This is a genomic window from Propioniferax innocua, assembly GCF_006716235.1.
Lineage (GTDB): Bacteria > Actinomycetota > Actinomycetes > Propionibacteriales > Propionibacteriaceae > Propioniferax > Propioniferax innocua.
This window is the reverse complement of the sequence record NZ_VFOR01000001.1, coordinates 962,790-984,784: the sequence shown is the minus strand read 5'-3', so window position 1 is coordinate 984,784 and position 21,995 is coordinate 962,790. Positions and strand designations below refer to the sequence as shown.

The following is a 21,995-nucleotide window of genomic DNA, read 5'->3' as shown; positions in this document are numbered from 1 at the left end:
GAGGTTCCGGCCACGGAAGGGCTGGGCGAAACCCGAAAAGTCTGTGGCGCCTTCCTGAAGTGAGTGCTAGCGTGCCGAACGGCATCCTCGGTATGGAAGGTCTGCTGATGCTGGGCGGTATCGCTAGAGTATTTATTGTTCTGTTCTGTTCTGCTTGTGCCGGTGATGGCGGTTCCTGCCACAGCCGCAACGTCACCTGACCCTATTCCTGATGAATATCAGCACTGCGCGAAACGTGGCGATCTCCTCTACTGTCTGAGTCTGTCCGGTGGGGGTGGTGACCCGCGGGTGCGTTCGAGCTCGAAAGAATACCCGCTCCCCAAGGAGAACAACTGGAAAAAGGAGATATGTGAGAACCCTACGGGTAGAAACAAGGGCGTCTACCGCGACCGGTTCCATATCTGCTTCTATCGTGATGTATATGTCTGGGTTATCAGGCTTCCGGCCTTCAAAACCATAGGAACCGCTACTTTCGTGATCCGCGGAGAAGCTGAAACGTCGGGTGTGGCGGGTGGCCCGGTTTCCATTGAACATACGATCACTCGGGCCTCCGCAACTGGACTGGGTTCGACGGCCTCTCTCAGATGGGGTGCGGGAATGCTTCGGGAGGAGGGCAGCATCTCTGTGACAGGAAAAGGGCCCACGAGCGCGAAAGAGCACACTTTCCTGTACAAGCCAAACCAGCCTGCGGGGGTTGTCCAGGACTTCGACTTGCTTTACAGCGCCCGGGCCGTTTTGAAGGGTGGTTCTACCAACTCTGTACTTTTCGACTCTCCGCCGCTTTTTCGTTGTGACGGTGCGCTCAAGAAGGGTACTCGTCCCGGTTGCGTCTCCACTGGTAAGGCGATCTACGCAGTGGGACGCGGGAACAAGACCTACTACGCTCATGTGCGCGCAGCCATCAAATCGGGCCTCCCGAGCACACTGACGCGGACCATGGACTCAAGTTTAATTGACGAAAACCGGAAGATTGCCTGCCGGAGAGGAGTTCCGTCGCCTCGGCCTGAGGGCAAGGAGTGCGATGAGTATCCCTTTGCTTCGACTCGAGAAGGGGCAGCGAGTAGCGGCGGACCTGCTCGTAGTCACTCGTCCTTGAAGTGCGGTCTGAAGGATCCAGATCGCACGGGCGCGGGCGGGTTCAGCCGGTGCCTGATTGATGCCAAGCATAACAGTGCTGGCGGCACGGAGCTTGGAATTTTTTACACTGATCAACGCGTCTTGAATGGGGAGAAATTCGGTGTGCGAGTCTAAGATTTTTCAGGAGAAAGTCGCTGTTGGATACAAGACCGCGTGGCTTCTGTGGGGGGAGTTCAGCGCAACTGATAGCCCTCCTGAAGCCGCTCGCGGTGCCGAGTCGGCCATTGTGCAGGGCGCTGTGCTGGTGCACTCGGCCGTGGATCGAGGGCTGATTCAGTTCGATGTGTCCGTCGGGGCGGAGCCGCAGGACTGGCTGGCGAAGGAGTGGACGTCGGAGCTGAAGGGTCGGCAGACGATCGACGGGTCGTTGTTGATCATGAGCTTGGACATGTCGTCGGAAGAGCCCTACGAGAATCTGGGAGAGATTCCGCCGGGTCCCTATGACATCACCCTGCGCCAGTGGCACGACGAGTCACACATCGACGCCATCGGGGACAAGAGCGGGACCGAGCGCGCGTGGATCCATCTGGCCCCCTGCGACCAGGAGCAGTGATCATCCGGCACTGAGGCCCCGGCTCATCACGCGGAGACTGACGCGTCAGCAACCGCAGCCGGTCTCACCGGCCTCGGCCTTGGCTGCGAGGTTCTCCTCGGTCGCGGCTTCCCAAACCTCCTTGGCAGCGCCGAGGTTGATGACCAGGATGATGACGCCGAGCACGAGGTCCGGCCAGCCCGAGCCCACTGCCATGGTGAGCAGGGCCATGGCGATGATGGCGATGTTGATGATCACGTCGTTGCGGGCGGCCAGCCAGGCGGCCTTGGTCATCGAGCCCCCACCGCGTCGGTGATGCACGAGGAACCACGCGCATAGCCCGTTCACGATCACGGAGCCGACTGCGGCCAGAAGCATGATGGTCGTATCGGGCTCGAACGGGTCACGGAACTTGGTGAAGGCCTGCCATGCGGCGATGAGCGCCGGTACGAGGATGACGAACGCCATCACCTTGCCCATCCGGGAACGGTTCGTCAGCGACCAACCGAGGGCCACCGCGATCAGCAGGTTGACCGCGGTGTCCTCCAGATAGTCGACGCCGTCGGCCAGCAGCGACACCGAGCCGATGGCCAGAGCCACCGACATCTGGACGAAGAACCACACCGCGTTCAGAGCGGCGACAACCAGGACAGTTCGACGAAGAGACACCCCTGCAGCCTAGCCGCGATGGTTATTGGTAGCGTCGTTCACACATTGACCACGGGGGCCCCAGCAGGGGCTGAGATCTGGCTGAAGCTGCCGACCACCGTCGAACCTGTCCGGGTCATGCCGGCGAAGGAAGGGGCCGAAATGGCGCATGTGAACGAACACGATCTGACAGCCCGCAATGATGGCGGGGGCCAGGAGCGTGACGATCAGGAATGGCAGTACCCCGAGGCATTCAGCGTCTCCACCATCACCGATGGTGAATACGAGGTGCCCGTCACCGAGGTGGCGCTGGAGCCGGGGCCCGATGGGGCACCGAACGAACCGGTGCAGATGTATCGGACCGCGGGGCCGGACTGCGAGCCCGAGGTGGGGCTCCCGGCGCAGCGCACGCAGTGGATCGAGCAGCGTGGCGACACCGAGACCTACCAGGGCCGTGACCGCGACCTCGCCGATGACGGCCGCTCGGCGATGCGTCGCGGTGAGGCGTCGCACGAATGGCGGGGCGAGAGCCGCGCACCACGCCGTGCCAAGCCCGGCAAGCGCGTGACGCAGATGCACTACGCCCGCCGCGGCGAGATCACCCCCGAGATGCGCTACGTCGCGCTGCGCGAGCAGTGTGATCCCGAGGTGGTGCGTGAGGAGGTCGCAGCCGGTCGGGCGATCATCCCCAACAACGTCAACCACCCCGAATCCGAGCCCATGATCATCGGGCGGAAGTTCCTGGTGAAGGTCAACGCCAATATCGGCAACTCGGCGGTCACCTCGTCGATCGCCGAGGAGGTCAGCAAGCTCCGCTGGGCGACGCAGTGGGGCGCCGACACCGTCATGGACCTCTCCACCGGTGACGACATCCACACCACCCGTGAGTGGATCATCCGCAACTCGCCGGTCCCGATCGGCACCGTGCCGATCTACCAGGCGCTCGAGAAGGTCGATGGGCAGGCCGAGAAGCTCACGTGGGAGATCTTCCGCGACACCGTCATCGAGCAGTGCGAGCAGGGCGTCGACTACATGACCATCCACGCCGGTGTGCTGCTGCGCTACGTGCCGCTCACCGCCGAGCGCGTCACCGGGATCGTCTCGCGCGGTGGCTCGATCATGGCCGGTTGGTGCCTGGCCCACCACGAGGAGAGTTTCCTCTACACGCACTTCGACGAGCTGTGCGAGATCTTCGCCCAGTACGACGTGGCGTTCTCCCTCGGTGACGGGCTGCGTCCGGGCTGTATCGCCGACGCCAATGACGAGGCCCAGTTCGCCGAGCTGGACACCCTCGCCGAACTCACCAAGCGCGCGTGGGAGTACGACGTGCAGGTGATGGTCGAAGGACCGGGCCATGTGCCGCTGCACAAGGTTCGCGAGAACGTGGAGCGTCAGCAGGAGCTGTGCGACGGTGCGCCGTTCTACACCCTCGGCCCCCTCGTCACCGATATCGCGCCGGGCTACGACCACATCACCTCGGCCATCGGTGCCACCGAGATCGCGCGCTACGGCACCGCGATGCTCTGCTACGTGACGCCCAAGGAACACCTCGGATTGCCGAACCGCGACGACGTCAAGACCGGCGTCATCACCTACAAGATCGCCGCACATGCCGCCGATCTCGCCAAGGAGCATCCGGGAGCGCAGGATCGCGACGACGCGTTGTCGAAGGCACGGTTCGAATTCCGCTGGCGCGACCAGTTCAACCTCTCGCTGGATCCGCAGACCGCCGAGGAATACCACGACGAGACGCTGCCCGCCGAGCCCGCGAAGACGGCGCACTTCTGCTCCATGTGCGGCCCGAAGTTCTGCTCGATGCGGATCAGCCAGGACATCCGTGACACCTACGGCTCCGCGGAGGCCCAAGCCGCCATCGCGGGCATGCAGCAGAAGTCGAAGGAGTTCCTGGAGAGCGGCGCCGAGGTCTATCTGCCTCAACCCACCGTGCGCAGCTGAATGCGGATGACGTAGCCGACCTGAGCGACGCTGCGTCCGCACAACACCTCAGTGGGCCACCCGGCATCATCCGCCGGGTGGCCCACGCTGTTTCGTTGGCTCCACCTTGACGTTGTGCCGGGTAGACGCGGCTTGGGGTAGAGGTGGGGCGGGACGCTTGGGCGCCGCCGGCGCTACCTTGACGTTGTGCCGGATAGACGCGGCTTGAGGTAGAGGTGGGGCGGGGTGCTTGGGCGCCGCCGGCGCTACCTTGACGTTGTGCCGGGCAGATGCGGCTCGACGTAGAGGTGGGGCAGGGCGAGCGGTGCGGGGTGCTGGAGTTCGCGCGTATGGTCGGATGGCGTGGGAACACGATCGGCAGGAGGATCCGTGCGAGGACCGAACTCCAGTGCAGCCATGCGTGCGGTGATGATGGCCGTCATCGTCCTCATGGCGTTGAGCGGATGCACCTCCGCCACTGAGCCGCTGCCCGCCCCGGAATCCGAGGAAGTCGAGCCGGTCACATCGGATTACAACCAGCGCGAACACGAAGAACTCAAAGTCGGTGGCACCCTGACCACGGCGATCAACGGCATCGAATCCCAGCACAACCAGTGGCACGTGGAAGCCGGCGCCTCCACGCGAGAGCTCTGGGGCTGGTACAACCCGGTGACCCATATCCAGGGGCCATCGGGTGAGCCCGAACCGAATCCCGACTACTTCACGTCGGTGAGGGCCAAGACCATCGACGGTTCGACACAGGTGACCTACACACTCAACGAGGCCGCCACGTTCAACGACGGAACCCCGATCGACTGGCGTGCGCTCCAATCGGTGTGGCAGGTGTGCGGCACGGTCGGGCGAGGGTGTCAGGCCGACCTGGGCTACCAGCAGATCAAATCCGTGGAGAGGGGCGAGGACGCGAAACAGGCAGTGGTGACCTTCCACTCGGTTTATCCCTGGTGGCCAGGGCTGTTCGACCGGCTCCTGCATCCTGATGCAGTCGATTCGTTCGGCACCGCCTACGTGGGCCAGGCACACCCTGAATGGGGTGCGGGCCCGTACAAGGTGCAGTACATCGACGGCACTGCGGACAAGGCATCGTTCGTCCCCAACGAGAAGTGGTGGGGCGATGAGGGAGTGCTCGAGGAACGAAAGTTCATCCCGCTGGGACGCGGTGAGGAGGTCACTGCATTTCTGGCCGGGAAGATCGACGTCGCGCGCGTCAACGATGGCGAGCAGCTTGAGCGCGTCCAGGCTGCCAAGGGCGTGGAGGTGCGACGCGGAACGAACACGGCACCGAGGGTGCTGACCCTCAACGGGACACGGAAACCCTTCGACGACCCGGCGGTTCGGGAAGCCCTGTGGCTCGGCACCGACCGGGAGTCCCTCGCAGGCATCGCCTTCCACGGTCTGGACCACACCGAGGCGCTGCCCGGTTCGTTCGTTCTGCTCCCGCACACAGAGGGCTATCGTGACAACTTCGGTGCCGCCGTGCAGTTCGATGTGCGGCGGGCCCGGCAGATGCTCGACGGCGCGGGTTGGACACCGGGCTCCGACGGTATCCGGGAACGCAACGGTGAGCGTCTGGAAGTCGACCTGCTGGTGCCCCGCGATGATGAGGCCATTGCAGCAGCCATGCGGGCCTACACATCCATGATGAAGGACATCGGCGTGGAACTGCGTGTCCACAGCAGACCTCGTGACGAGATCGACCGTGCCATGGGCCTTCGGGATTTCGACATGGCCTTCAGCTTTCACCCGATGAGGGGAACCGACGCGGCCGCGAACGTGTGCCACATGTGGTGCAGGGATTCGGCGGTGAATGCGTCCGGTGTGGCAGACCCCGACGTGGTCGACCAGATCACCCGTCAGATGCTGGTGGAGACCAGCCGCGAAGGCCAGGCCCGGATAGCGAACAATGCCGAGACCAAGGGCTTTGGACAGCATGGCGTGATGCCGCTCTATCTCGGTCCCGATATCTGGGCGACCCGTTCGGGCCTTGCCAACATGGGCGCCACCGCTCATGCACAGCCGAGAATCGAGGACATCGGCTGGCAGAAGTAGCATCACCTGTGATGGCCGCTGCGCGCGTGAGTCGAGGAGGCTGCGTGAAAGACGTCATGATCGTGGGTGCTGGCTTCGCCGGATTGACGCTGGGGCTGTGGTGCCAGCGCGCCGGGGCATCTGTGACGGTGGTGGACCGCGGCGTGACGCCCGGATCGCCGCAGGGTCTTTCAGCGGCACCTGTGACCGTGCAGCAGGGGCTGCTGTACCACCATGTGGAACGCTGGCACGGCAGGGATGCAGCGGAGTCAGTGGCCGATGCGTTGAGCCTCGCCGTCGATGATGCGCGAGGGCTCATCGAGGAGTTCGCTGTCACGGCCACGCCCATTCCTGTCGCCACCGCCACCGACGATGGTCATGAAGCCTTCTGGCTGCGCTACGAATCCATGGCCATGCGCCGGGTGGGCTTCGAGCCAGAATTCGATGACACACCACGACTGCCGTGGGACGTGCGCCCGTACCCGAACGGGACGGGCCTGACGGTCGACGTCACCTGTCTGCGCGACCACCTGCTGGAGGCATTCATCGACGCCGGCGGAACACTCAGCGAGATGCTGCCGCCGAAAGCCGGAACCCGGATCTCGGCGACACCATGGCCAGTGTCCCGCGGTGCTTTGGTGCGGTCCCGTTTGCGTCGAACCACCTGGCGCTGGGCTGAAGTGCATGGGCTCGAACTCGACCGGGCCTGGAACATGATCGACCACGGGGAAGCACTTCTCGTTCCCCAGCAGAACGGGTCCGTGGCTGTCGGGTCACGCAGTGAGGATCCACTGACCTGGCTCGCCGCTCGCGGGGTGTCGGCATCCATCATTCGACGCTGGGACGCAGCCACCTGCGACAGCGTCGACGCCCTGCCCTTCGTCGGGCACCTCCGGCTGAGTGGTGCCGCGAGGCGGGGCACCGGGCAACGCGCTGAGGATCTGGTCATGGCCGGTTTCGGCCCTTGGGAACTGACGCTGGGGATGGCCGCGGCCCGCCAGGTGTTCACCCATCTCAGCACCGGCGCGGACTTCCCCTGGGCACCACAGCGATTGGTGCGCCTCGCCACGGTGGGGCGCACGGCGTGGGGAGCCACGCGTCACGCGTGGAACCTCAACACGGTGACCCCGTTCCCGAAAGCACCACGGTTCCGCACCAGACATTCACGGTGAACCCTGCGGTATCGACGCAGCATGTATCGCGGCTGGGGGCTGGTTCGGTCAGCGGAAGTGCCGGCTCACTTCACGTAACCGACGGTGGACCAATCCACCGTGCCGATGCCGTTGGCCCCGTAATTCGCAAGACGCGAACGAGTGAACGTGGTCTCGGGAACCTGGTACAGCGGCAAGGTGCCCATGTGCGTCCATGCAAGTTCGTCGATGCGGTTCGCGATGCCGCGGCGTCGCGCCGGGTCGGTCTCGGCGTTCAACTCCTCGAGTGCCGTCTCGATCTCGGGTACCGAAAGCTTGCTCCAGTTCCGTGCGCCGCCTTTGGCGAAGCGAGCGGGCAACTCACTGGTCGGAGAGACCGACTGCTCCTCGGTGACGGCAGCCATCTGGAACGTGCCCGAGCCGAGCGCGGCACCGTCGGCCCACGAGTTCACATCGATGTCCTCCGGCACGACCTTGATGCCCACCTCGTTCAACTGCTGGCTGATCGCAGTGAACTCGTGCTCGGAGACGGGGTCTCCGGTGACGCGGACCATCGCGATCTCGAGGGGTTGACCGTCGCGGGAACGAGTGCCATCCCCTTCGGTCTTCCAACCCGCTGCATCGAGAGCCTTGCGCGCTTTGCGGACATCACGGGTCATCTCGGTGGTCTCGGCGTTGTCGACGTACCCCTCCTGCCCGTAACGGAACACTCGATTGTCCAAGGCTGCGGCAGTGTGGTCGATACCCGGCATCGCCTCGGTTCCCACGCGGGAGCGGTCGAGCGTCAGGGCGATCGCGGTGCGAACACCCTGGTCCGAGACAGGACCGGCCGACTGTGTGTTGAACACCAGCGTCCGCGCCTCGGTGCCGCCGGAACGATGCATGACAGCATCAGGATTTTCCTGACCGGTGGTGAACGCGTCCGGGGACGTGCCGACCTCCAAGGCGTCGACGTCGTTCTTGGCGAACGCCTGATCGAGCTCACCCTCGTTGCGTTCCACGACAGTCAACCGTTCCAACGGAGGCTCCTCACCCCACCAGGAATCGTTCGGTTCCATGGAGATGACGCCATGTTCGGTATTGACCGAGGTGGGGACGTAAGGTCCGCTGACCCAAGCCTCACGAACCTCTTTCCAATCGTCATTGAACGAGGTCGGGCTGCTTACGCTGGAAGCCCGAACGATTCCGGTGTGGGCGAACACCTCTGCCCAATCCGGATCTGCCTCGTTGAAGGAGACCTGTGCCTCGGTGGGGGAGGTGGCCACGATGTCACGGATGCGTTCGAGGCGCAGACCTTCACGGCAGCGATTCTCCGGCGTCTGCCCGTTGCAGGCCCGCCAAGTGGCGACGACATCCTCGGCCGTCACCTGATCGCCGTTGCCCCACTTGGCGTCGGGGTTGAGCGTCAGCGTCACCGTTGTGGGGCTCCCCGGCGGGCTGGTGACCTTCGCGTCGGTCAGGAAGTTCGGGTTGGGTTTCACCTCGCCGGTGGACGACACATCGAACAACGTCGGCAGGAAGGCGCGACGGACCTCATCCATCTCGGGGGAGGCATCTGAGGAGAGGGGGTTGAGGGACGTTCCCAGCTCCGTGACCGGAACCCGAAGCTCACCACCGGTGGTGAGCTGTTCGCGAGGTCGCTCGTTGATGTCGGCAACAGGCAGGGGAGTGATGTTCAACTCACCGGTGTTGTCCCCGCTGCAGGCGGTCGTCAGTGCGACCCCCAGCGCCACGGGCACCGCGGCCAAGCGCAGCAGTCTCACAGATACTCCTCCAGTGGTGAACATTGGTCGACCCTGAAGTCTAAGCCGGGGGCCGCGTCATATCCAACGATCGAACCACATGCGGGCCTGCCACTGGGGCTGGGTCAGCAGTCCGTCGGTCAGAATCGGATGGAAAAAACCGAAGTTGAGGATCACCACAGCGGTGAACGCGCCGGCGATGATGACTCCCGGACGCCACGTCTGGCGCCCCTCTCCGATGAGCTTGCCCAGCACGAGCGCGAGGGCGACCACCGTGAACGGGATGATCAGGATCGCATAGAAGTAGAACAGCGGGCGATCGGTCTGGCTGAACCACGGGAACCACACACTGGCCAATCCCACGATGGGGACCCCGAAGCGCCAATCCTGATTCCCGATCCACCAGAACACCGCAACGATGAGGGCGGCAACGCCACCCCACCACAGAACCGGCGTGCCGATCGCGGAGATGACACGGATGCACTCCTCGGGACCGGGGCAGCCGTCGGCGCCGGGGGCGATGCTGTTGACCGCGTCGATCCCGATCGGGCGGCCGATGATCAACCAGCCGATGGGATCGGACTGGTAGGTGTGTTCCTGGCCCCGGATGAAGTCGCCGGTGTGGAAGCCGAAGATCTGTTCGTGGTAGTCCCACAGTGATGCCAGAGGTTTTCCAAGGACCTTGGTGATGGTGGCATCGGGGTTCTGCTCACCCCAGTCGCGCGCGTAGCCGCCGGTGGTGGTGAGCCACCGGAACCACGACGCGATGTACACGATGACCGCCACGATGACGTGGTACACGAACGCGATGGGCGCGTCGATGAGCAGTGCGAGGAAGGCGCGGTGGCGTGCCCCCGCAAGACGTCGGGCACCCACGTCCCAGAACACCGAGAGCACAGAGAACGCCGCGAGTACGTAGACCGAGTTCCATTTGGTGGCGCAGGCCAAGCCGAACAGGACGCCGGCGACGAGCCGCCAAGGGCGCCAGAAAAGCACCGGGCCGAACGCTCCGTCCAGTGACTGAAGTTTGTTGGAGTGCAGATGATCGGCGAGACGGTTGCGGAACCAGTCGCGATCCACGAGCAGCGCGGCCACGGCGGCGAGAGTGAAGAACGCCTGGAAGATGTCGAGCAGCGCGATGCGCGACATCACGAAGTGCAGGCCGTCGAAGCAGAGAAGGACACCGGCAAGGGCGCCCACCAGAATGGAGCGGGAGAGGCGTCGGGTCATACGGATGATCACGAGGATCAACAGTGAGCCGAAGATCGCCGACATGATGCGCCATCCGAAGGCGTCCATGCCGAACATCCACTCCCCAAGGCCGATCAGGAGCTTGCCGACCGGTGGGTGGACCACGAACGACGGAGCGTCCTGGAGACCGGAGAGATCGCCCTGTGTGATGAGGTCGTTGGCGTCATCGGACCACGCCCGCTCGTAGCCGTACTGGAAGACCGACCACCCGTCCTTGGCGTAGTAGGTCTCGTCGAACACGAGCTTGTTCGGATATCCGAGGTTCACCACTCGCAGGATGAAGGCGAGTGCCGTGACCATCAGGGAGACGGCCCAGCCCATCCAGCCGTCGTCGGGGAGGGCTGGGCGCAGTCGCGTGATGCGTGTCGGGGTCACCTGGGTTTCGCCGGGGGTGCGCGCGTGGTCGTCGCCTTCACCCTCGCGCGTCGAGCGGTCACGACTCGACGTCGGTTCGGATGCGGTTCTGGTCTTCGACACGCGTATCTCCTCGGTCTGCGGCCGGATGCATCCTAACGCTGTTGAGGTGAGCAGGGAGATCTGTGCAAAAGTTCCCCCTGAGGCGACTCATGAGGGAATATTTCCCTCATGAGTCGCTGAGAGAGCCGTATGTGCGAGCAGGCGCACTGTTGAGGAGGAACATCCGATGTTGATCCTGGCCGGAACGCCAATCGGCGATGTGGAGGATGTCTCCCCGCGGTTGCGCAGGGTCCTGGCCGAGGCAGAAGTGATCGCGGCTGAGGACACGCGGCGCTTCCGTGGTCTATGTCAGCGGATGGGGTTGGAGACCGATGCACGTGTGGTGTCCTTCTTCGACGGCAATGAGGCCGAGCGAACCCCAGGGCTGATCGAGGACCTGCAGAACGGGCGCACCGTGGTGGTGGTGACCGACGCGGGGATGCCGTCGGTGTCCGATCCTGGTTATCGGCTGGTTGCGGCGGCGGTGGCTGAGGGGCTGCCGATCACGGCTGTGCCCGGGCCCTCGGCGGTTCTGACCGCCTTGGCCGTGAGTGGGTTGCCGGTGGACCGGTTCTGCTTCGAGGGGTTCCTGCCCCGCAAGCCGGGGCAGCGGCGGGCTCGCTTCACGTCATTGGCCACCGAGGAACGCACGATGGTGTTCTTCGAGGCGCCACACCGGCTGGCCGGGTTCCTCGAGGATGCCGCTGCGGTCCTGGGCGCCGACCGGCCGGCAGCGGTGTGCCGGGAACTTACCAAGACCTATGAGGAAGTGGTGCGGGGCACCTTGGCCGAGTTGGCCGCGTGGGCCGTTGAGGGAGCACGGGGTGAGATCACCGTGGTCGTGCAGGGAGCGGAGGCCGTCGACGCTGACCCCGATGCGGCAGTCGCCGAGGTGCAGCGGCTCATGGCGGACGGGCAGCGGATGAAACCGGCCGTGGCGGAGGTTGCCGAGCGAACCGGCATGGCGCGGAATGCGCTGTATGAAGCAGTGCTGGAGGCACGTCGCGGCTCGTGATCTGGGATCAGGCGTCGACGGTGTCGGTCCGTTCCTTCGGCACCGACTATGCGACCTATGCGACGGCTTCGATGAAGCCGGTGTGGTTGGGTTGGAGGTGTGAAGCTCACCGATGCCGTCCCCGCCGATCCCGACACGCTCTACGAGCACTTCCACGCTTGGGCCGCTCAGCAGGGCATCACGCCCTACCCGCACCAGGACGAGGCAGCGTTGGAGATCTTCACCGGCAACCATCTGGTGCTGGCGACGCCGACTGGTTCGGGAAAGTCGTTGGTGGCTCTTGCGGCGCACTTTGCTGCGTTGGCGTCGGACAAGGTGTCGTTCTACACCGCACCGATCAAGGCGCTGGTGAGTGAGAAGTTCTTCTCACTGTGTGAGGTATTCGGGGCCGACAACGTCGGGATGATCACCGGTGATGCCTCGGTGAATGCCGATGCCCCCATCATCTGTTGCACCGCCGAGATCCTCGCCCAGATCGGTCTGGCCGAGGGTGAGGAAGCCGATATCGGCCAGGTGGTGGCCGATGAGTTCCACTTCTACTCCGAGCCCGACCGTGGCTGGGCGTGGCAGGTGCCGCTGCTGACGCTGCCCCAGGCACAGTTCGTGTTGATGTCGGCAACGTTGGGCGACACCGAGTGGCTGCAGGAGGATCTCAAGCGTCGTACCGGTCGAGAGGTGGCGGTCGTCGACAACGCCGAACGACCGGTGCCGTTGGTGTTCTCGTGGTCGGTCGATCCGCTGCACGACAAGATCGCCGAGCTCGTGAGCACCCAGCAGGCACCCGTGTACGTCGTGCACTTCACGCAGGCCGATGCGGCGCGGCAGGCACAGTCGATGACGTCGCTGAAACTCCTGAATGCAGAGGAACGTGAACGGATCGGGGCAGAGATCGGCGCGTTCCGCTTCGGCCCGGGGTTCGGCAAGATCCTGTCCAAACTCGTGCGGCATGGTATCGGCGTCCATCACGCGGGGATGCTGCCCAAGTACCGCAGGCTGGTGGAGCAGTTGGCCCAGACCGGGCTGTTGAAGGTCATCTGCGGAACCGACACCCTGGGCGTCGGTATCAACGTGCCGATCCGCACGGTGCTGTTCACCGGGCTCACCAAGTTCGACGGCGCCAAGCAGCGCCGGCTGAAGTCGCGGGAGTTTCACCAGATCGCCGGTCGCGCGGGCCGGGCGGGGTTCGACACCGTCGGCTACGTGGTGTGTCAGGCCCCCGAGCACGAGATCGAGAACGCGAAGCTGCTGGCCAAGGCCGGCGACGACCCCAAGAAACTGAAGAAGGTGCAGCGCAAGAAGGCCCCCGAGGGGTTCGTGAGCTGGTCGGAGGAGACCTTCGAGAAACTCCAGGCCACCGAGCCCGAGCAGTTGCAGTCGCGGATGCGGGTCAACGAGTCGATGATCCTCAACGTGGTGGAGGGCCCCGGCGACCCGTGGGTGCGCATGAAGGCGCTGATGCAGGACAACCATTCCGACGCCAAGACGCAGCGTCGGCTCTCGCGGCGGGCGATCTCGATCACGCGCGGGCTGCTGGACGCCGGTGTGCTGGTGAAGATCCCCGACGCCGGTCCGGGAGAGCGCGGCTGCCGCATGACCGATGCGGTGCAGGACGACTTCGCTCTGAACCAACCGCTGGCGCCGTTCGCCGTGGAGGTGATCCGGGCGCTCGATCGTGAGGACCCGGAATACCACCTGCATGTGATCTCGGTGATCGAAGCGGTGCTCGACAATCCCATGCCGGTGTTGATCGCGCAGAAGAAGAAGGCCAAGGGTGAGGCCATCGGTGAGATGAAGGCCGATGGCATGGACTATTTCGAGCGCATGGAAGCCGCTGACGAGATCGAGTGGCCGCAGCCGCTTGCCGAGCATCTGGAGTACGCGATGCTCGCGTATGTGAAGACCCACCCTTGGGTCGATGCCGATGCGCTGGCTCCCAAGGCCGTGGTGCGGGACATGTGGGAGCAGGCACTCGACTTCACCTCGTTCATCTCGCAGTACCAATTGGCCCGCAGCGAAGGTGTGGTGTTGCGCTATCTCACCGACTGCTACCGCACCTTGCGGCAGACCGTGCCCGAGAGCGCTCGCACCGAGGAGCTCGAGGACGTCATCGAGTGGCTCGGCGAAACGGTGCGGCAGACCGACTCGTCGCTGCTGGACGAGTGGGAGGCGCTGACCGATCCGGAAGCTGTGGCTCGGGCCGCCGAGGCCGCCGCGGCGGGCAAGCCCCCCGCTCCGCCACGTCCGATCACCGGGAACACGCGGGTGTTCACCGCGATGGTGCGCAACCTCATGTGGCGGAAGGTCGAGTTGGTGGCCGAGGACCGGTGGGGCGACCTCGCCGACATCGAGGCCGAGATGTGTGAACGCGCCGACGTCGATGTGGTGATGGGGGAGTTGGACTGGGACGCCGCATGCGGTGATTACTTCGACGAACACACCGAGGTGCTGCTGGATGCCGATGCCCGCGGCCCTGGCCTGTTGGCGATCGATCGTGGGCCGGACCGGTGGGAGGTCCGACAGATCATCCACGACCCCGAGGGGAACCACGACTGGCAGATCCACGCCGAAGTGCTGATCGAGGCGTCCGAGGCCGAAGGAACCGCGGTGGTGCGGGTGTTGTCGTTCGGGAGGATGGGATGAAAACTGCGAAGCGTGGTCCCGGGATGGATGGGAACGTAGCCGCTTTGGCTATCCCACGAGTGGGGAGACTCATCCGAAGGGGGCTCCCTCCCATCATCGAACTCAAGCTTTCGAGAGAGGGTTCCTCTATTGGGATGGAAAGACTGTGACGGGTGAGTGGCATGACCCGAGGTCGCGTCGGGTCGAAGCCGGGAACTTCCCTGCTGATGGGTAAACAGATTCGGGTCTGGTTTGGCCCCGAGTTCCTGAGTAAACCTCCGCTTCGCGGTGAGCGTGAGGATGGAACTCCTGTGGATTTTGATGTGGCGATCAGTCGGGATCTGTGGGATGACCTGTTTGTTTGGGATGACCTGTTTCAAGACCGGTTCATCAGCGATCCAGGGTGGAAAGAGAGTTTCGAGGGCCGTCTGTATCGGAGGATGGCCTGCCGTTTGGCCCGTCGGGCTCAATATGCACTAGGGCCAAACTGCTCGCTGGTCATCGATCTATGGCCGATTCTTAGTCATACGGTGGACAGTGAGGGAAGCGCGGCCAAGTCGGCGTGGGTACTGGTGAGCGAGCCTATGGTCAAGCCGCCAGTGCGACAAGGCCTTGATCCCGTGGCGATCAGTCAGGAACTTTGGGATGACCTGTTTGTTTGGGATGACCTGTTTCAAGACCGGTTCATCAGCGATCCAGGGTGGAAGGAGAGTTTCGAGGGCCGTCTGTACGCGCGGATGGCAGCACGGTTGGGACGTCGTCTGAAACAAGAGGTTGGAGCCGCAGTGGTTGTGGATCTTTGGCCGATTCGGGGAAGCGGGCAGGAGTGGGCATTGTGATCACGGTTACGCTACGCAGCGGGAAGGATCGTCCGTTCATGCCGTTGACGTGGGAACCTCGGCAAGTTGCGGATCCATGGAGTGAACTGCCTGAGGAGTTTCGCGAGGATCTCCAAGCGTGGGACGCGATGTTTCAAAAGGGGTGGAGCCCTCGAACCGGTTGGAGCACGTATGCCGAATGGGAGGGTGAGGTGTATGAGCGTGTGGCAGCTCGACTACACGCGCGCTTGCGAGAAGTCCTTGACCCTGCTTGCTACCGCATTGCGGATCTCGAACTGCCACCGTTTCGCGGAGGTTGATCATTCCGTCGAGGTTTGGTGCGTCGGATGATGCGGGTGTTGTCGTTCGGGAGGATGGGGTGAGCGACATCCTGCGGATCCCGCTGATTCCGGACCCTCCGATCGTCGCTTCACGCGGTCGCATCGATCGGGTACTTGATTGGTGTGCCAAGACGATCTTGGCCATGAGTTTCGCTGCACCGTTCTTTGGTGTGTCTGGCCCCGGCGATCTGCTGCTGACATGGACGGTCATCGCCGTCGGTGGTCTTCCGCAACTGGTGGCCGGCGTGCTGCGCCCATTGGGGATGGGGCCTTGGTGGCGGTGGTGGGCCTTGGGGCATCTGCTCATCCTTCCCTTGGTTGCCGCAGTCGGGCTCGGGGTCTTCACGCAGGAAGGGACTGGGACGACCGACGCGCTGTGGTTGCTCGGCTTCGCAGGGACCGTGGCCTGGACGCTTGGCGTCTTTTCTGCATTTCCGGCGTTGTGCGTGCAGGAGTTGATCCGTTATGGCGGCACCGCGACGAGCCGACCGCTGCGCTATCTGCTGATCTGCCTCGGGATCTGCGTGCCGTTCTGGGGGTGGTGGCGCATTAGGGCCGTTTGAGCGGGCACTTGAGGGAAATCTTCCCTCATGAGTCGCTGTAGACGGCCCTTTTGCGAGAAGACCCCGCAGTTGCCCCTGTCGAGCAGTTGCCCCTGTTGATGGGCTGTGTGACACTGACGATCGGTGCCGTTCGGCATCGATCGAGTTGAGAGGTCTGATGATGGCTGCGAAACGCTTCTTCACCGAAGCACGCTTCGCGCTGCCGTCGGGCCAGCGTCAGCGCTCCGAGCAGCAGCTCTGAGCTTCGGACCAGACCTCTCCTCCCACGCATCTCGTATCACCCCAGACAGCCGCATGCCGCGGTGGAGTGGGTCTGCGTCCTTCCAATCCCCGATGGGGCCATGAGAAAGGACAAGGAATGGACACCTATCCGGTGCCGTTGAGCGGCACCGACAACACTTTGATGTGGGCCGATGAGGCGATGATCGAGGAGTCTGCACGGCAGCAGATCCGCAATGTCGCACAACTGGCGTGGACGCGCGGTGTGCGTGTCATGCCCGATGTGCACTACGGCTTCGGTGCGACCGTGGGGTCGGTCATAGCCATGGAGCAGGCGGTGGCTCCGGCGGCGGTCGGCGTGGACATCGGCTGCGGCATGACGGCCGTGCGCACCACGCTGCGCGCCGATCAGCTTCCCGATGATCTGGGCACGGTTCGCTTGGGGATCGAACGCGCCGTACCGGTCGGGTTCGCCGCGCACCGCGATGAGCCACGCATGATCGGTCGGCACGCCAACCTTGCTGCCCGGCTGAAGGAACAGATGCAGGGATTCACGAACCTGCGAGCGGGGGAGACCGCGCGGTCCCTCGTGCGGAGCAAGTCGGAGCACAAGACCATCCGCCAGGTGGGGACGCTCGGTGGCGGCAATCACTTCATCGAGCTCTGCGTGGGGGACGATGACCGGGTGTGGGTGACGCTGCACTCGGGCTCGCGGGGCATCGGGAACCAGCTCGCCAACGTGCACATCAAGACCGCACAGGCACTGGAGCACAACCAGGGGATCGTCGACAGGGATCTCGCCGTCTTCCTCGCTGGAACACCGGAGATGGAGGCCTATCTCGCCGACCTGTGGTGGGCCCAGGCCTACGCACTGCTCAACCGTGACGTGATGCTGCAGGCGGTGTGTGACGAACTGGAGCACCGCATCGAGGGCATCGGGTTCGAGGAGCCGATCAAGTGTCACCACAACTATGTCGCCGTCGAGACCTACGACGAGACGGAGTTGATCGTGACTCGCAAGGGCGCCATCCGTGCCGGGGCCGGTGATCTGGGCATCATCCCCGGTTCGATGGGTACCGGGTCGTACATCGTGCGGGGGCTGGGGAATCCGGCGTCGTACGAGTCGGCATCGCACGGTGCGGGGCGGCGGATGTCGCGTGGTCAGGCGCGGCGCTCGTACACCGCAGAGGATCTTGCGCAGCAGACCACCGGAGTGGAATGCCGCAAGGATGAGGGTGTCGTGGACGAGATCCCGGCGGCCTACAAGGACATCGATTCAGTGATCGACGCGCAGCGCGATCTGGTCGATGTCGTGGCCCGGTTGCAGACGGTGCTCTGCGTGAAGGGCTAGTGGCTTGACGGGGTGAGCGGCTTCGGGTGGTGTGCGACAGGCAGCCGGATGAGGGCTGTGCTGTCCACACCACCCGAAGTGCTCCCTCCAAAAAAACAGCGCGATCATGCTCGCCCACTTCCGGCAGGACGACTGGCAGACTGGCCCCGTGAAGTCCGAGATGCCCACGATGCCCGAAGCCCTTCCCGTCCCCGTGGTGGATTCACACACCCACCTCGACACCACCGAGCATGTCGCCGCTCTGCCGGTGGCCGAAGCGCTCGCCAAGGCCGCCGAGGTGAACGTCACCAGGCTGGCGCAGATCGGCTGTGACGTCGACGGGTCCCGCTGGGCCGTGGAGATCGCACGGAAGCATCCCGAGGTGATCGCCACCGTGGCGCTCCACCCCAATGAAGCCGCCCGCCTCGGGGACGGCCTCGACGCCGCCATCGCCGCCATCGCCGAACTGGCGGGGGATCCACAGGTGCGTGGCATCGGCGAGACCGGTCTGGACTACTTCCGCACCAAGGCCGGAGAAGGGCACGACCTGCAGAAGCGGTCCTTCCGGGCACACATCGCGCTGGCGAAGGAACATGACAAGACGCTCGTGATCCACGACCGCGACGCGCACGACGACATCCTCGAGGTGCTCGACGCCGAGGGCTGCCCCGAGCGCATCATCATGCACTGCTTCTCCGGAGACGCGGACTTCGCGCGGGAATGCGTGGCGCGGGGGGCCTGGCTCTCGTTCCCGGGGCCGGTGACCTACAAGGCGAATGAGGCCCTGCGGGAGGCAGCCCGCGTCACGCCCGCCGACCGGATCCTCGTGGAGACCGACGCCCCCTACCTGGTGCCCGTCCCATGGCGCGGCCACCCCAACGCGTCCTACGTGATGCCGCACACCGTGCGGTTCCTCGCCGACCTTCGTGAGGAACCGCTCGAGGAGTTCTGCCAGCGGCTCACCGACAATGCCTTCGCCGCATACGGCGGTGCGTGGTGAGCCTCCTCGATCCCACGCGCGTCCGCGCTCTGGCGGAAGAACTCGATCTGCGCCCCACCAAACAGCGCGGCCAGAACTTCGTCATCGACGCCAACACCGTGCGCCGTATCGTGCAACTGGCCGAGCTGGATCCGACCGACCGTGTCGTCGAGGTGGGGCCGGGCCTCGGATCGTTGACGCTCGGACTGTTGGAACAGGCTGCGCACGTGTTGGCCATCGAGATCGAAACGTCCTTGGCGCAGCGGCTCCCACGCACCGCGGAGGAGCTCATGCCCGAGCATGCGGCGAATCTCGAGGTGATCGAGTCCGACGCGCTCGCTGTCACCGACCTGCCCGGTGAACCCACTGCTTTGGTGGCGAACCTTCCCTACAACGTGAGTGTGCCGGTGATCCTGCATCTGCTGGCTCGGGCACCGTCGATCCGGCGTGGGCTGGTGATGGTGCAGTTGGAGGTCGCCGATCGGCTCGTCGCCGAACCCGGCTCGCGGACCTATGGCGTCCCGTCTGCAAAGCTTGCCTGGTATGCCGAGGCGAGCCGTGTCGGGACCGTTCCGCCCAAGGTCTTCTGGCCCGTGCCCAATGTGGATTCCGGGCTGGTGCGGTTCACACGACGCGAACCCCCGAGCACCTCAGCCTCTCGTGAGGACGTGTTCCGCGTGGTGGATGCCGCGTTCGCCCAACGGCGCAAGATGTTGCGGTCGGCGTTGTCGTCGATCGCGGGTTCATCGGCCGCGGCAGCCGAGGCGATCGAGGCCGCCGGCGTCGATCCGCAGGCCCGTGGGGAGCGTCTGACCATCACCCAGTTCGCGGCGATCGCCGAGCAGCTAGCCTTACGCGGGTGACGACGAGTGCAGTGGTACGCGTGCGCGTACCAGCCAAGATCAACCTTGCCCTGTGCGTGGGGCCGCGCGCCGACGACGGCTTCCATCCGTTGGGGACGGTGTTCGAAGCGGTCAACCTGTTCGACGAAGTGCTCCTGTGGCCCGCCGATGAAGTGAACCTGAACATCGTGGGGGAGGGCGTCGACGCGGTCCCGGTCGGGCCGGAGAACCTTGCGACCAAGGCCTTTGCGCTCCTGGCAGCGAGGTACACGCTGCCCGCGCCCGGGGTTCATCTGGAGATCCGCAAATCGATCCCGGTCGCCGGGGGGATGGCCGGGGGGTCTGCTGATGCTGCGGCGACGTTGTTGGCGGTCAATGAATGGGCCGGTCTGGGCATGGACGCCGAAGAGCTGCGCAGCCATGCCGCCGAACTGGGGTCGGATGTTCCCTTCGCGCTTCTGGGTGGGGTGGCACTGGGCACCGGGCGCGGGGATCATGTGATGCCGATCATGCAACGAGGGCACCACCATTGGGTTCTCGCCTTCAGCGAGGGGGGACTGTCCACCCCTGCGGTGTATGGACGTTTCGACGAGCTCGTACCTGATGGTCGTGACGTGGATGTGCCCGATGCCATGATCGACGCCCTCGCCGCCGGTGACGTGGAGCATCTGGCGTCGACGCTCCGCAATGACCTGCAGGAGGCCGCGTTGGATCTGCGTCCGGATCTGCAGAAAATTCTGGATGCGGGGCAGCGTGCCGGTGCGCTGGCGGGGATCGTCAGTGGGTCTGGGCCGACGTGCGCTTTTCTGTGCCGTAACGAGGACGCTGCGGTGCGGGTCTCGGCGGCCTTGGTGGCGGAGCCGGGGATCGTGGGGGTGCGACGTGTGCATGGCCCCGTACCGGGGGCCAAGATCATCCGGGAGCATGCGTGAGCGAAACCGATGACGTCGACCGCATCGTCGCCGACTGGGCGAGGGAGCGTCCCGATCTGGATGTGTCACCCATGTCGGTGTTGTCGCGGGTGTCGCGGCTGAGCCGGTTGTTGGATCGGGCGCGTCAGGACGCCTTCACCGGTCATGATGTGACTGCTTGGGAGTTCGACGTGTTGGCCGCGCTGCGGCGGGCCGGACGCCCCTACGAGCTGTCGCCCAAACAACTGTTGGTGGAGACCCTGGTGACCTCGGGCACCATGACCACGCGTGTGGATCGGTTGGTCGAGCGCGGGTTGGTCTCGCGATACCGGGACCCGGAGGATCGCCGGAGTGTGCATGTGCGATTGACCGACGCCGGGCGCGAGCGTGTTGATGGAGCGATGTCTGACCTGTTGTCGTCGGAGACGGCGATGTTGGAGTCCCTTGAAGCGGACGAGCGCGATGAACTGGCCGGCCTGCTGCGCCAACTTCTTTTGGGATTCCCCGGAACGCACTGACCGTTCAGGTGTGGTCCGAGCGTTCCTCGGGTGTCATCGACGGCAGTTTCGGTGGCGTCTTCTCCAGCCCACGAAGGCCGTTCCAGGCGAGGTTCACCACGTGAGCGGTGACCTCTTCCTTCTTGTGATGGCGGTGGTCCAGCCACCACTGGCCGGTGAGGCCCACCATGCCGACCAGCATCTGGGCATACATGGGGGCGGTCTTGGGGTCGAGCTTGCGTATCCGGAAGTGGTACACAAGGAGATCTTCGACGCGGGAAGCCACCTCGCTGAGGATGCCGGCGAAGGTTCCGGTGGTTTCACCCACGTGCGAATCGCGGACCAGGATACGGAAACCGTCGCTCTCGGACTGCACGTATTCCAACAGTGCATCGGCAGCCTGGGCGACGAGTTCGCGTTCGGACGCGGTGGTGTCGGCCAAGGTGCTGCGGATGCTCCCCAGGAGGCTCTGCATCTCACGGTCGACGATGACGGCGTAGAGACCTTCCTTGCCCCCGAAATGTTCGTAGACGATGGGTTTGGAGACCCGCGCGGTCATTGCGATCTCCTCCACCGATGTACCGTCGTAGCCGCGATCGGCGAACAGCCCACGGGCGACATCGATCAACTGCTCACGACGCTCTTGGCTGGACATTCGGACGCGACGGGACTTGCTCATCGCGAACCATTCTGCCTCACCGTTGAGACGCGGGCCGGAGGGTTGCGGGTTCTGTTCTCTTCCGGTGGCGGAGTGAGGGACGTGAAGCCGCAGGGTAGGGCAATGGTTTGGAGGCTGTTGGGCTGAGGTGTAATATTTACAGATGTCCAAAGGACATGGGGCTATGGCGCAGTTGGTAGCGCGTCTCGTTCGCAATGAGAAGGTCAGGGGTTCGAATCCCCTTAGCTCCACCAGAGATGACGATCCTGATGCCTCAGGGATGTCGGCATCGAGCCGTTGACCCT

Annotated in this window: 19 protein-coding genes, 1 tRNA gene and 1 riboswitch; of the genes, 16 read left to right on the top strand and 4 right to left on the bottom strand. The window is 64.4% G+C overall.

Features of this window, described 5'->3' with window-relative positions:
* Positions 1–71: 71 nt before the first annotated feature.
* From FB460_RS13410 to FB460_RS04620, 3 genes are all read left to right on the top strand, one after another.
* Positions 72–200, top strand: coding sequence for a hypothetical protein (locus FB460_RS13410; RefSeq protein WP_281281823.1), 129 nt, complete (start codon positions 72–74; stop codon positions 198–200).
* Positions 166–1,251 carry a NucA/NucB deoxyribonuclease domain-containing protein gene (locus FB460_RS13490; RefSeq protein ID WP_142092891.1) on the top strand — a complete coding sequence of 362 codons (1,086 nt, stop codon included), beginning with the start codon at positions 166–168 and terminating at the stop codon, positions 1,249–1,251. The genes FB460_RS13410 and FB460_RS13490 overlap by 35 nt, the downstream gene beginning before the upstream one ends.
* 142 nt (positions 1,252–1,393) lie before the next feature.
* Positions 1,394–1,690 (top strand): hypothetical protein, encoded by a 297-nt coding sequence (locus tag FB460_RS04620; RefSeq protein ID WP_142092890.1) that lies wholly within the window; start codon positions 1,394–1,396, stop codon positions 1,688–1,690.
* 45 nt (positions 1,691–1,735) lie between these two features.
* Here the strand turns inward: FB460_RS04620 and FB460_RS04615 are convergent, their stop codons facing one another.
* Complete coding sequence (locus FB460_RS04615; protein WP_211345829.1) at positions 1,736–2,338, bottom strand: cation efflux transmembrane domain-containing protein; 603 nt, start codon at positions 2,336–2,338, stop codon at positions 1,736–1,738.
* A 41-nt stretch (positions 2,339–2,379) separates the two neighbouring features.
* A riboswitch (TPP riboswitch) is annotated at positions 2,380–2,488 on the top strand.
* Here FB460_RS04615 and thiC point away from each other — a divergent pair.
* From thiC to FB460_RS04600, 3 genes are all read left to right on the top strand, one after another.
* Positions 2,480–4,273, top strand: a complete 1,794-nt coding sequence (gene thiC, locus FB460_RS04610) for a phosphomethylpyrimidine synthase ThiC (protein WP_142092889.1) — start codon at positions 2,480–2,482, stop codon at positions 4,271–4,273. Its footprint overlaps the riboswitch before it by 9 nt.
* A gap of 369 nt (positions 4,274–4,642) precedes the next feature.
* Positions 4,643–6,319 carry an ABC transporter family substrate-binding protein gene (locus tag FB460_RS04605; protein WP_142092888.1) on the top strand — a complete coding sequence of 559 codons (1,677 nt, stop codon included), beginning with the start codon at positions 4,643–4,645 and terminating at the stop codon, positions 6,317–6,319.
* Positions 6,320–6,363: 44 nt separating this feature from the next.
* Positions 6,364–7,470 carry an FAD-binding protein gene (locus FB460_RS04600; RefSeq protein ID WP_170209943.1) on the top strand — a complete coding sequence of 369 codons (1,107 nt, stop codon included), beginning with the start codon at positions 6,364–6,366 and terminating at the stop codon, positions 7,468–7,470.
* A gap of 65 nt (positions 7,471–7,535) precedes the next feature.
* Here the strand turns inward: FB460_RS04600 and FB460_RS04595 are convergent, their stop codons facing one another.
* Together FB460_RS04595 and FB460_RS04590 are read right to left on the bottom strand one after the other, a co-directional pair.
* Positions 7,536–9,212, bottom strand: a complete 1,677-nt coding sequence (locus FB460_RS04595) for an ABC transporter substrate-binding protein (protein ID WP_170209942.1) — start codon at positions 9,210–9,212, stop codon at positions 7,536–7,538.
* Positions 9,213–9,269: 57 nt separating this feature from the next.
* Positions 9,270–10,763 carry a phospholipid carrier-dependent glycosyltransferase gene (locus FB460_RS04590; protein WP_142093363.1) on the bottom strand — a complete coding sequence of 498 codons (1,494 nt, stop codon included), beginning with the start codon at positions 10,761–10,763 and terminating at the stop codon, positions 9,270–9,272.
* 322 nt (positions 10,764–11,085) lie between these two features.
* Here FB460_RS04590 and rsmI point away from each other — a divergent pair, with 322 nt between their 5' ends.
* From rsmI to FB460_RS04545, 9 genes are all read left to right on the top strand, one after another.
* The gene (gene rsmI, locus FB460_RS04585; RefSeq protein ID WP_142092885.1) at positions 11,086–11,913 is read left to right on the top strand and encodes a 16S rRNA (cytidine(1402)-2'-O)-methyltransferase; all 828 of its coding nucleotides are present in this window, start codon (positions 11,086–11,088) and stop codon (positions 11,911–11,913) included.
* 99 nt (positions 11,914–12,012) lie between these two features.
* Entirely contained in the window at positions 12,013–14,553 is a 2,541-nt protein-coding gene (locus FB460_RS04580; protein ID WP_142092884.1) for a DEAD/DEAH box helicase, read from the top strand.
* 206 nt (positions 14,554–14,759) lie between these two features.
* Positions 14,760–15,371 (top strand): hypothetical protein, encoded by a 612-nt coding sequence (locus FB460_RS04575; RefSeq protein ID WP_211345828.1) that lies wholly within the window; start codon positions 14,760–14,762, stop codon positions 15,369–15,371.
* A 358-nt stretch (positions 15,372–15,729) separates the two neighbouring features.
* Positions 15,730–16,254, top strand: coding sequence for a hypothetical protein (locus FB460_RS04570; RefSeq protein ID WP_142092882.1), 525 nt, complete (start codon positions 15,730–15,732; stop codon positions 16,252–16,254).
* A 358-nt stretch (positions 16,255–16,612) separates the two neighbouring features.
* A complete protein-coding gene (locus FB460_RS04565; protein ID WP_142092881.1) occupies positions 16,613–17,824 on the top strand; it encodes an RtcB family protein in 1,212 nt (403 codons plus the stop codon).
* A gap of 160 nt (positions 17,825–17,984) precedes the next feature.
* Positions 17,985–18,803, top strand: a complete 819-nt coding sequence (locus FB460_RS04560; protein WP_246044294.1) for a TatD family hydrolase — start codon at positions 17,985–17,987, stop codon at positions 18,801–18,803.
* Positions 18,797–19,645 (top strand): 16S rRNA (adenine(1518)-N(6)/adenine(1519)-N(6))-dimethyltransferase RsmA, encoded by an 849-nt coding sequence (gene rsmA / locus FB460_RS04555; RefSeq protein WP_142092879.1) that lies wholly within the window; start codon positions 18,797–18,799, stop codon positions 19,643–19,645. Before FB460_RS04560 ends, rsmA begins: the two co-directional genes overlap by 7 nt.
* A complete protein-coding gene (locus tag FB460_RS04550) occupies positions 19,642–20,556 on the top strand; it encodes a 4-(cytidine 5'-diphospho)-2-C-methyl-D-erythritol kinase (protein ID WP_142092878.1) in 915 nt (304 codons plus the stop codon). Before rsmA ends, FB460_RS04550 begins: the two co-directional genes overlap by 4 nt.
* Positions 20,553–21,053 (top strand): MarR family winged helix-turn-helix transcriptional regulator, encoded by a 501-nt coding sequence (locus tag FB460_RS04545; RefSeq protein ID WP_246044238.1) that lies wholly within the window; start codon positions 20,553–20,555, stop codon positions 21,051–21,053. The genes FB460_RS04550 and FB460_RS04545 overlap by 4 nt, the downstream gene beginning before the upstream one ends.
* A 4-nt stretch (positions 21,054–21,057) precedes the next feature.
* Here FB460_RS04545 and FB460_RS04540 read toward each other — a convergent pair whose 3' ends face one another.
* Positions 21,058–21,711 carry a TetR/AcrR family transcriptional regulator gene (locus tag FB460_RS04540; RefSeq protein ID WP_142092877.1) on the bottom strand — a complete coding sequence of 218 codons (654 nt, stop codon included), beginning with the start codon at positions 21,709–21,711 and terminating at the stop codon, positions 21,058–21,060.
* A gap of 157 nt (positions 21,712–21,868) precedes the next feature.
* On the opposite strand from FB460_RS04540, the gene FB460_RS04535 reads away from it, so the two are divergent.
* Positions 21,869–21,944: transfer RNA gene (locus FB460_RS04535), tRNA-Ala, on the top strand.
* Positions 21,945–21,995: the final 51 nt, after the last annotated feature.

What these genes read in the sequence shown, in the direction of transcription:
- FB460_RS13490 (WP_142092891.1), top strand. Translation starts at nt 166, where the DNA reads ATGGCGGTTCCTGCCACAGCCGCAACGTCACCTGACCCTATTCCTGAT.
- thiC (WP_142092889.1), top strand. Translation starts at nt 2,480, where the DNA reads ATGGCGCATGTGAACGAACACGATCTGACAGCCCGCAATGATGGCGGG.
- FB460_RS04590 (WP_142093363.1), bottom strand. Translation starts at nt 10,763, where the DNA reads ATGGGCTGGGCCGTCTCCCTGATGGTCACGGCACTCGCCTTCATCCTG.
- rsmI (WP_142092885.1), top strand. Translation starts at nt 11,086, where the DNA reads ATGTTGATCCTGGCCGGAACGCCAATCGGCGATGTGGAGGATGTCTCC.
- FB460_RS04575 (WP_211345828.1), top strand. Translation starts at nt 14,760, where the DNA reads ATGGGTAAACAGATTCGGGTCTGGTTTGGCCCCGAGTTCCTGAGTAAA.
- FB460_RS04565 (WP_142092881.1), top strand. Translation starts at nt 16,613, where the DNA reads ATGGACACCTATCCGGTGCCGTTGAGCGGCACCGACAACACTTTGATG.
- FB460_RS04560 (WP_246044294.1), top strand. Translation starts at nt 17,985, where the DNA reads ATGCCCACGATGCCCGAAGCCCTTCCCGTCCCCGTGGTGGATTCACAC.
- FB460_RS04540 (WP_142092877.1), bottom strand. Translation starts at nt 21,711, where the DNA reads ATGAGCAAGTCCCGTCGCGTCCGAATGTCCAGCCAAGAGCGTCGTGAG.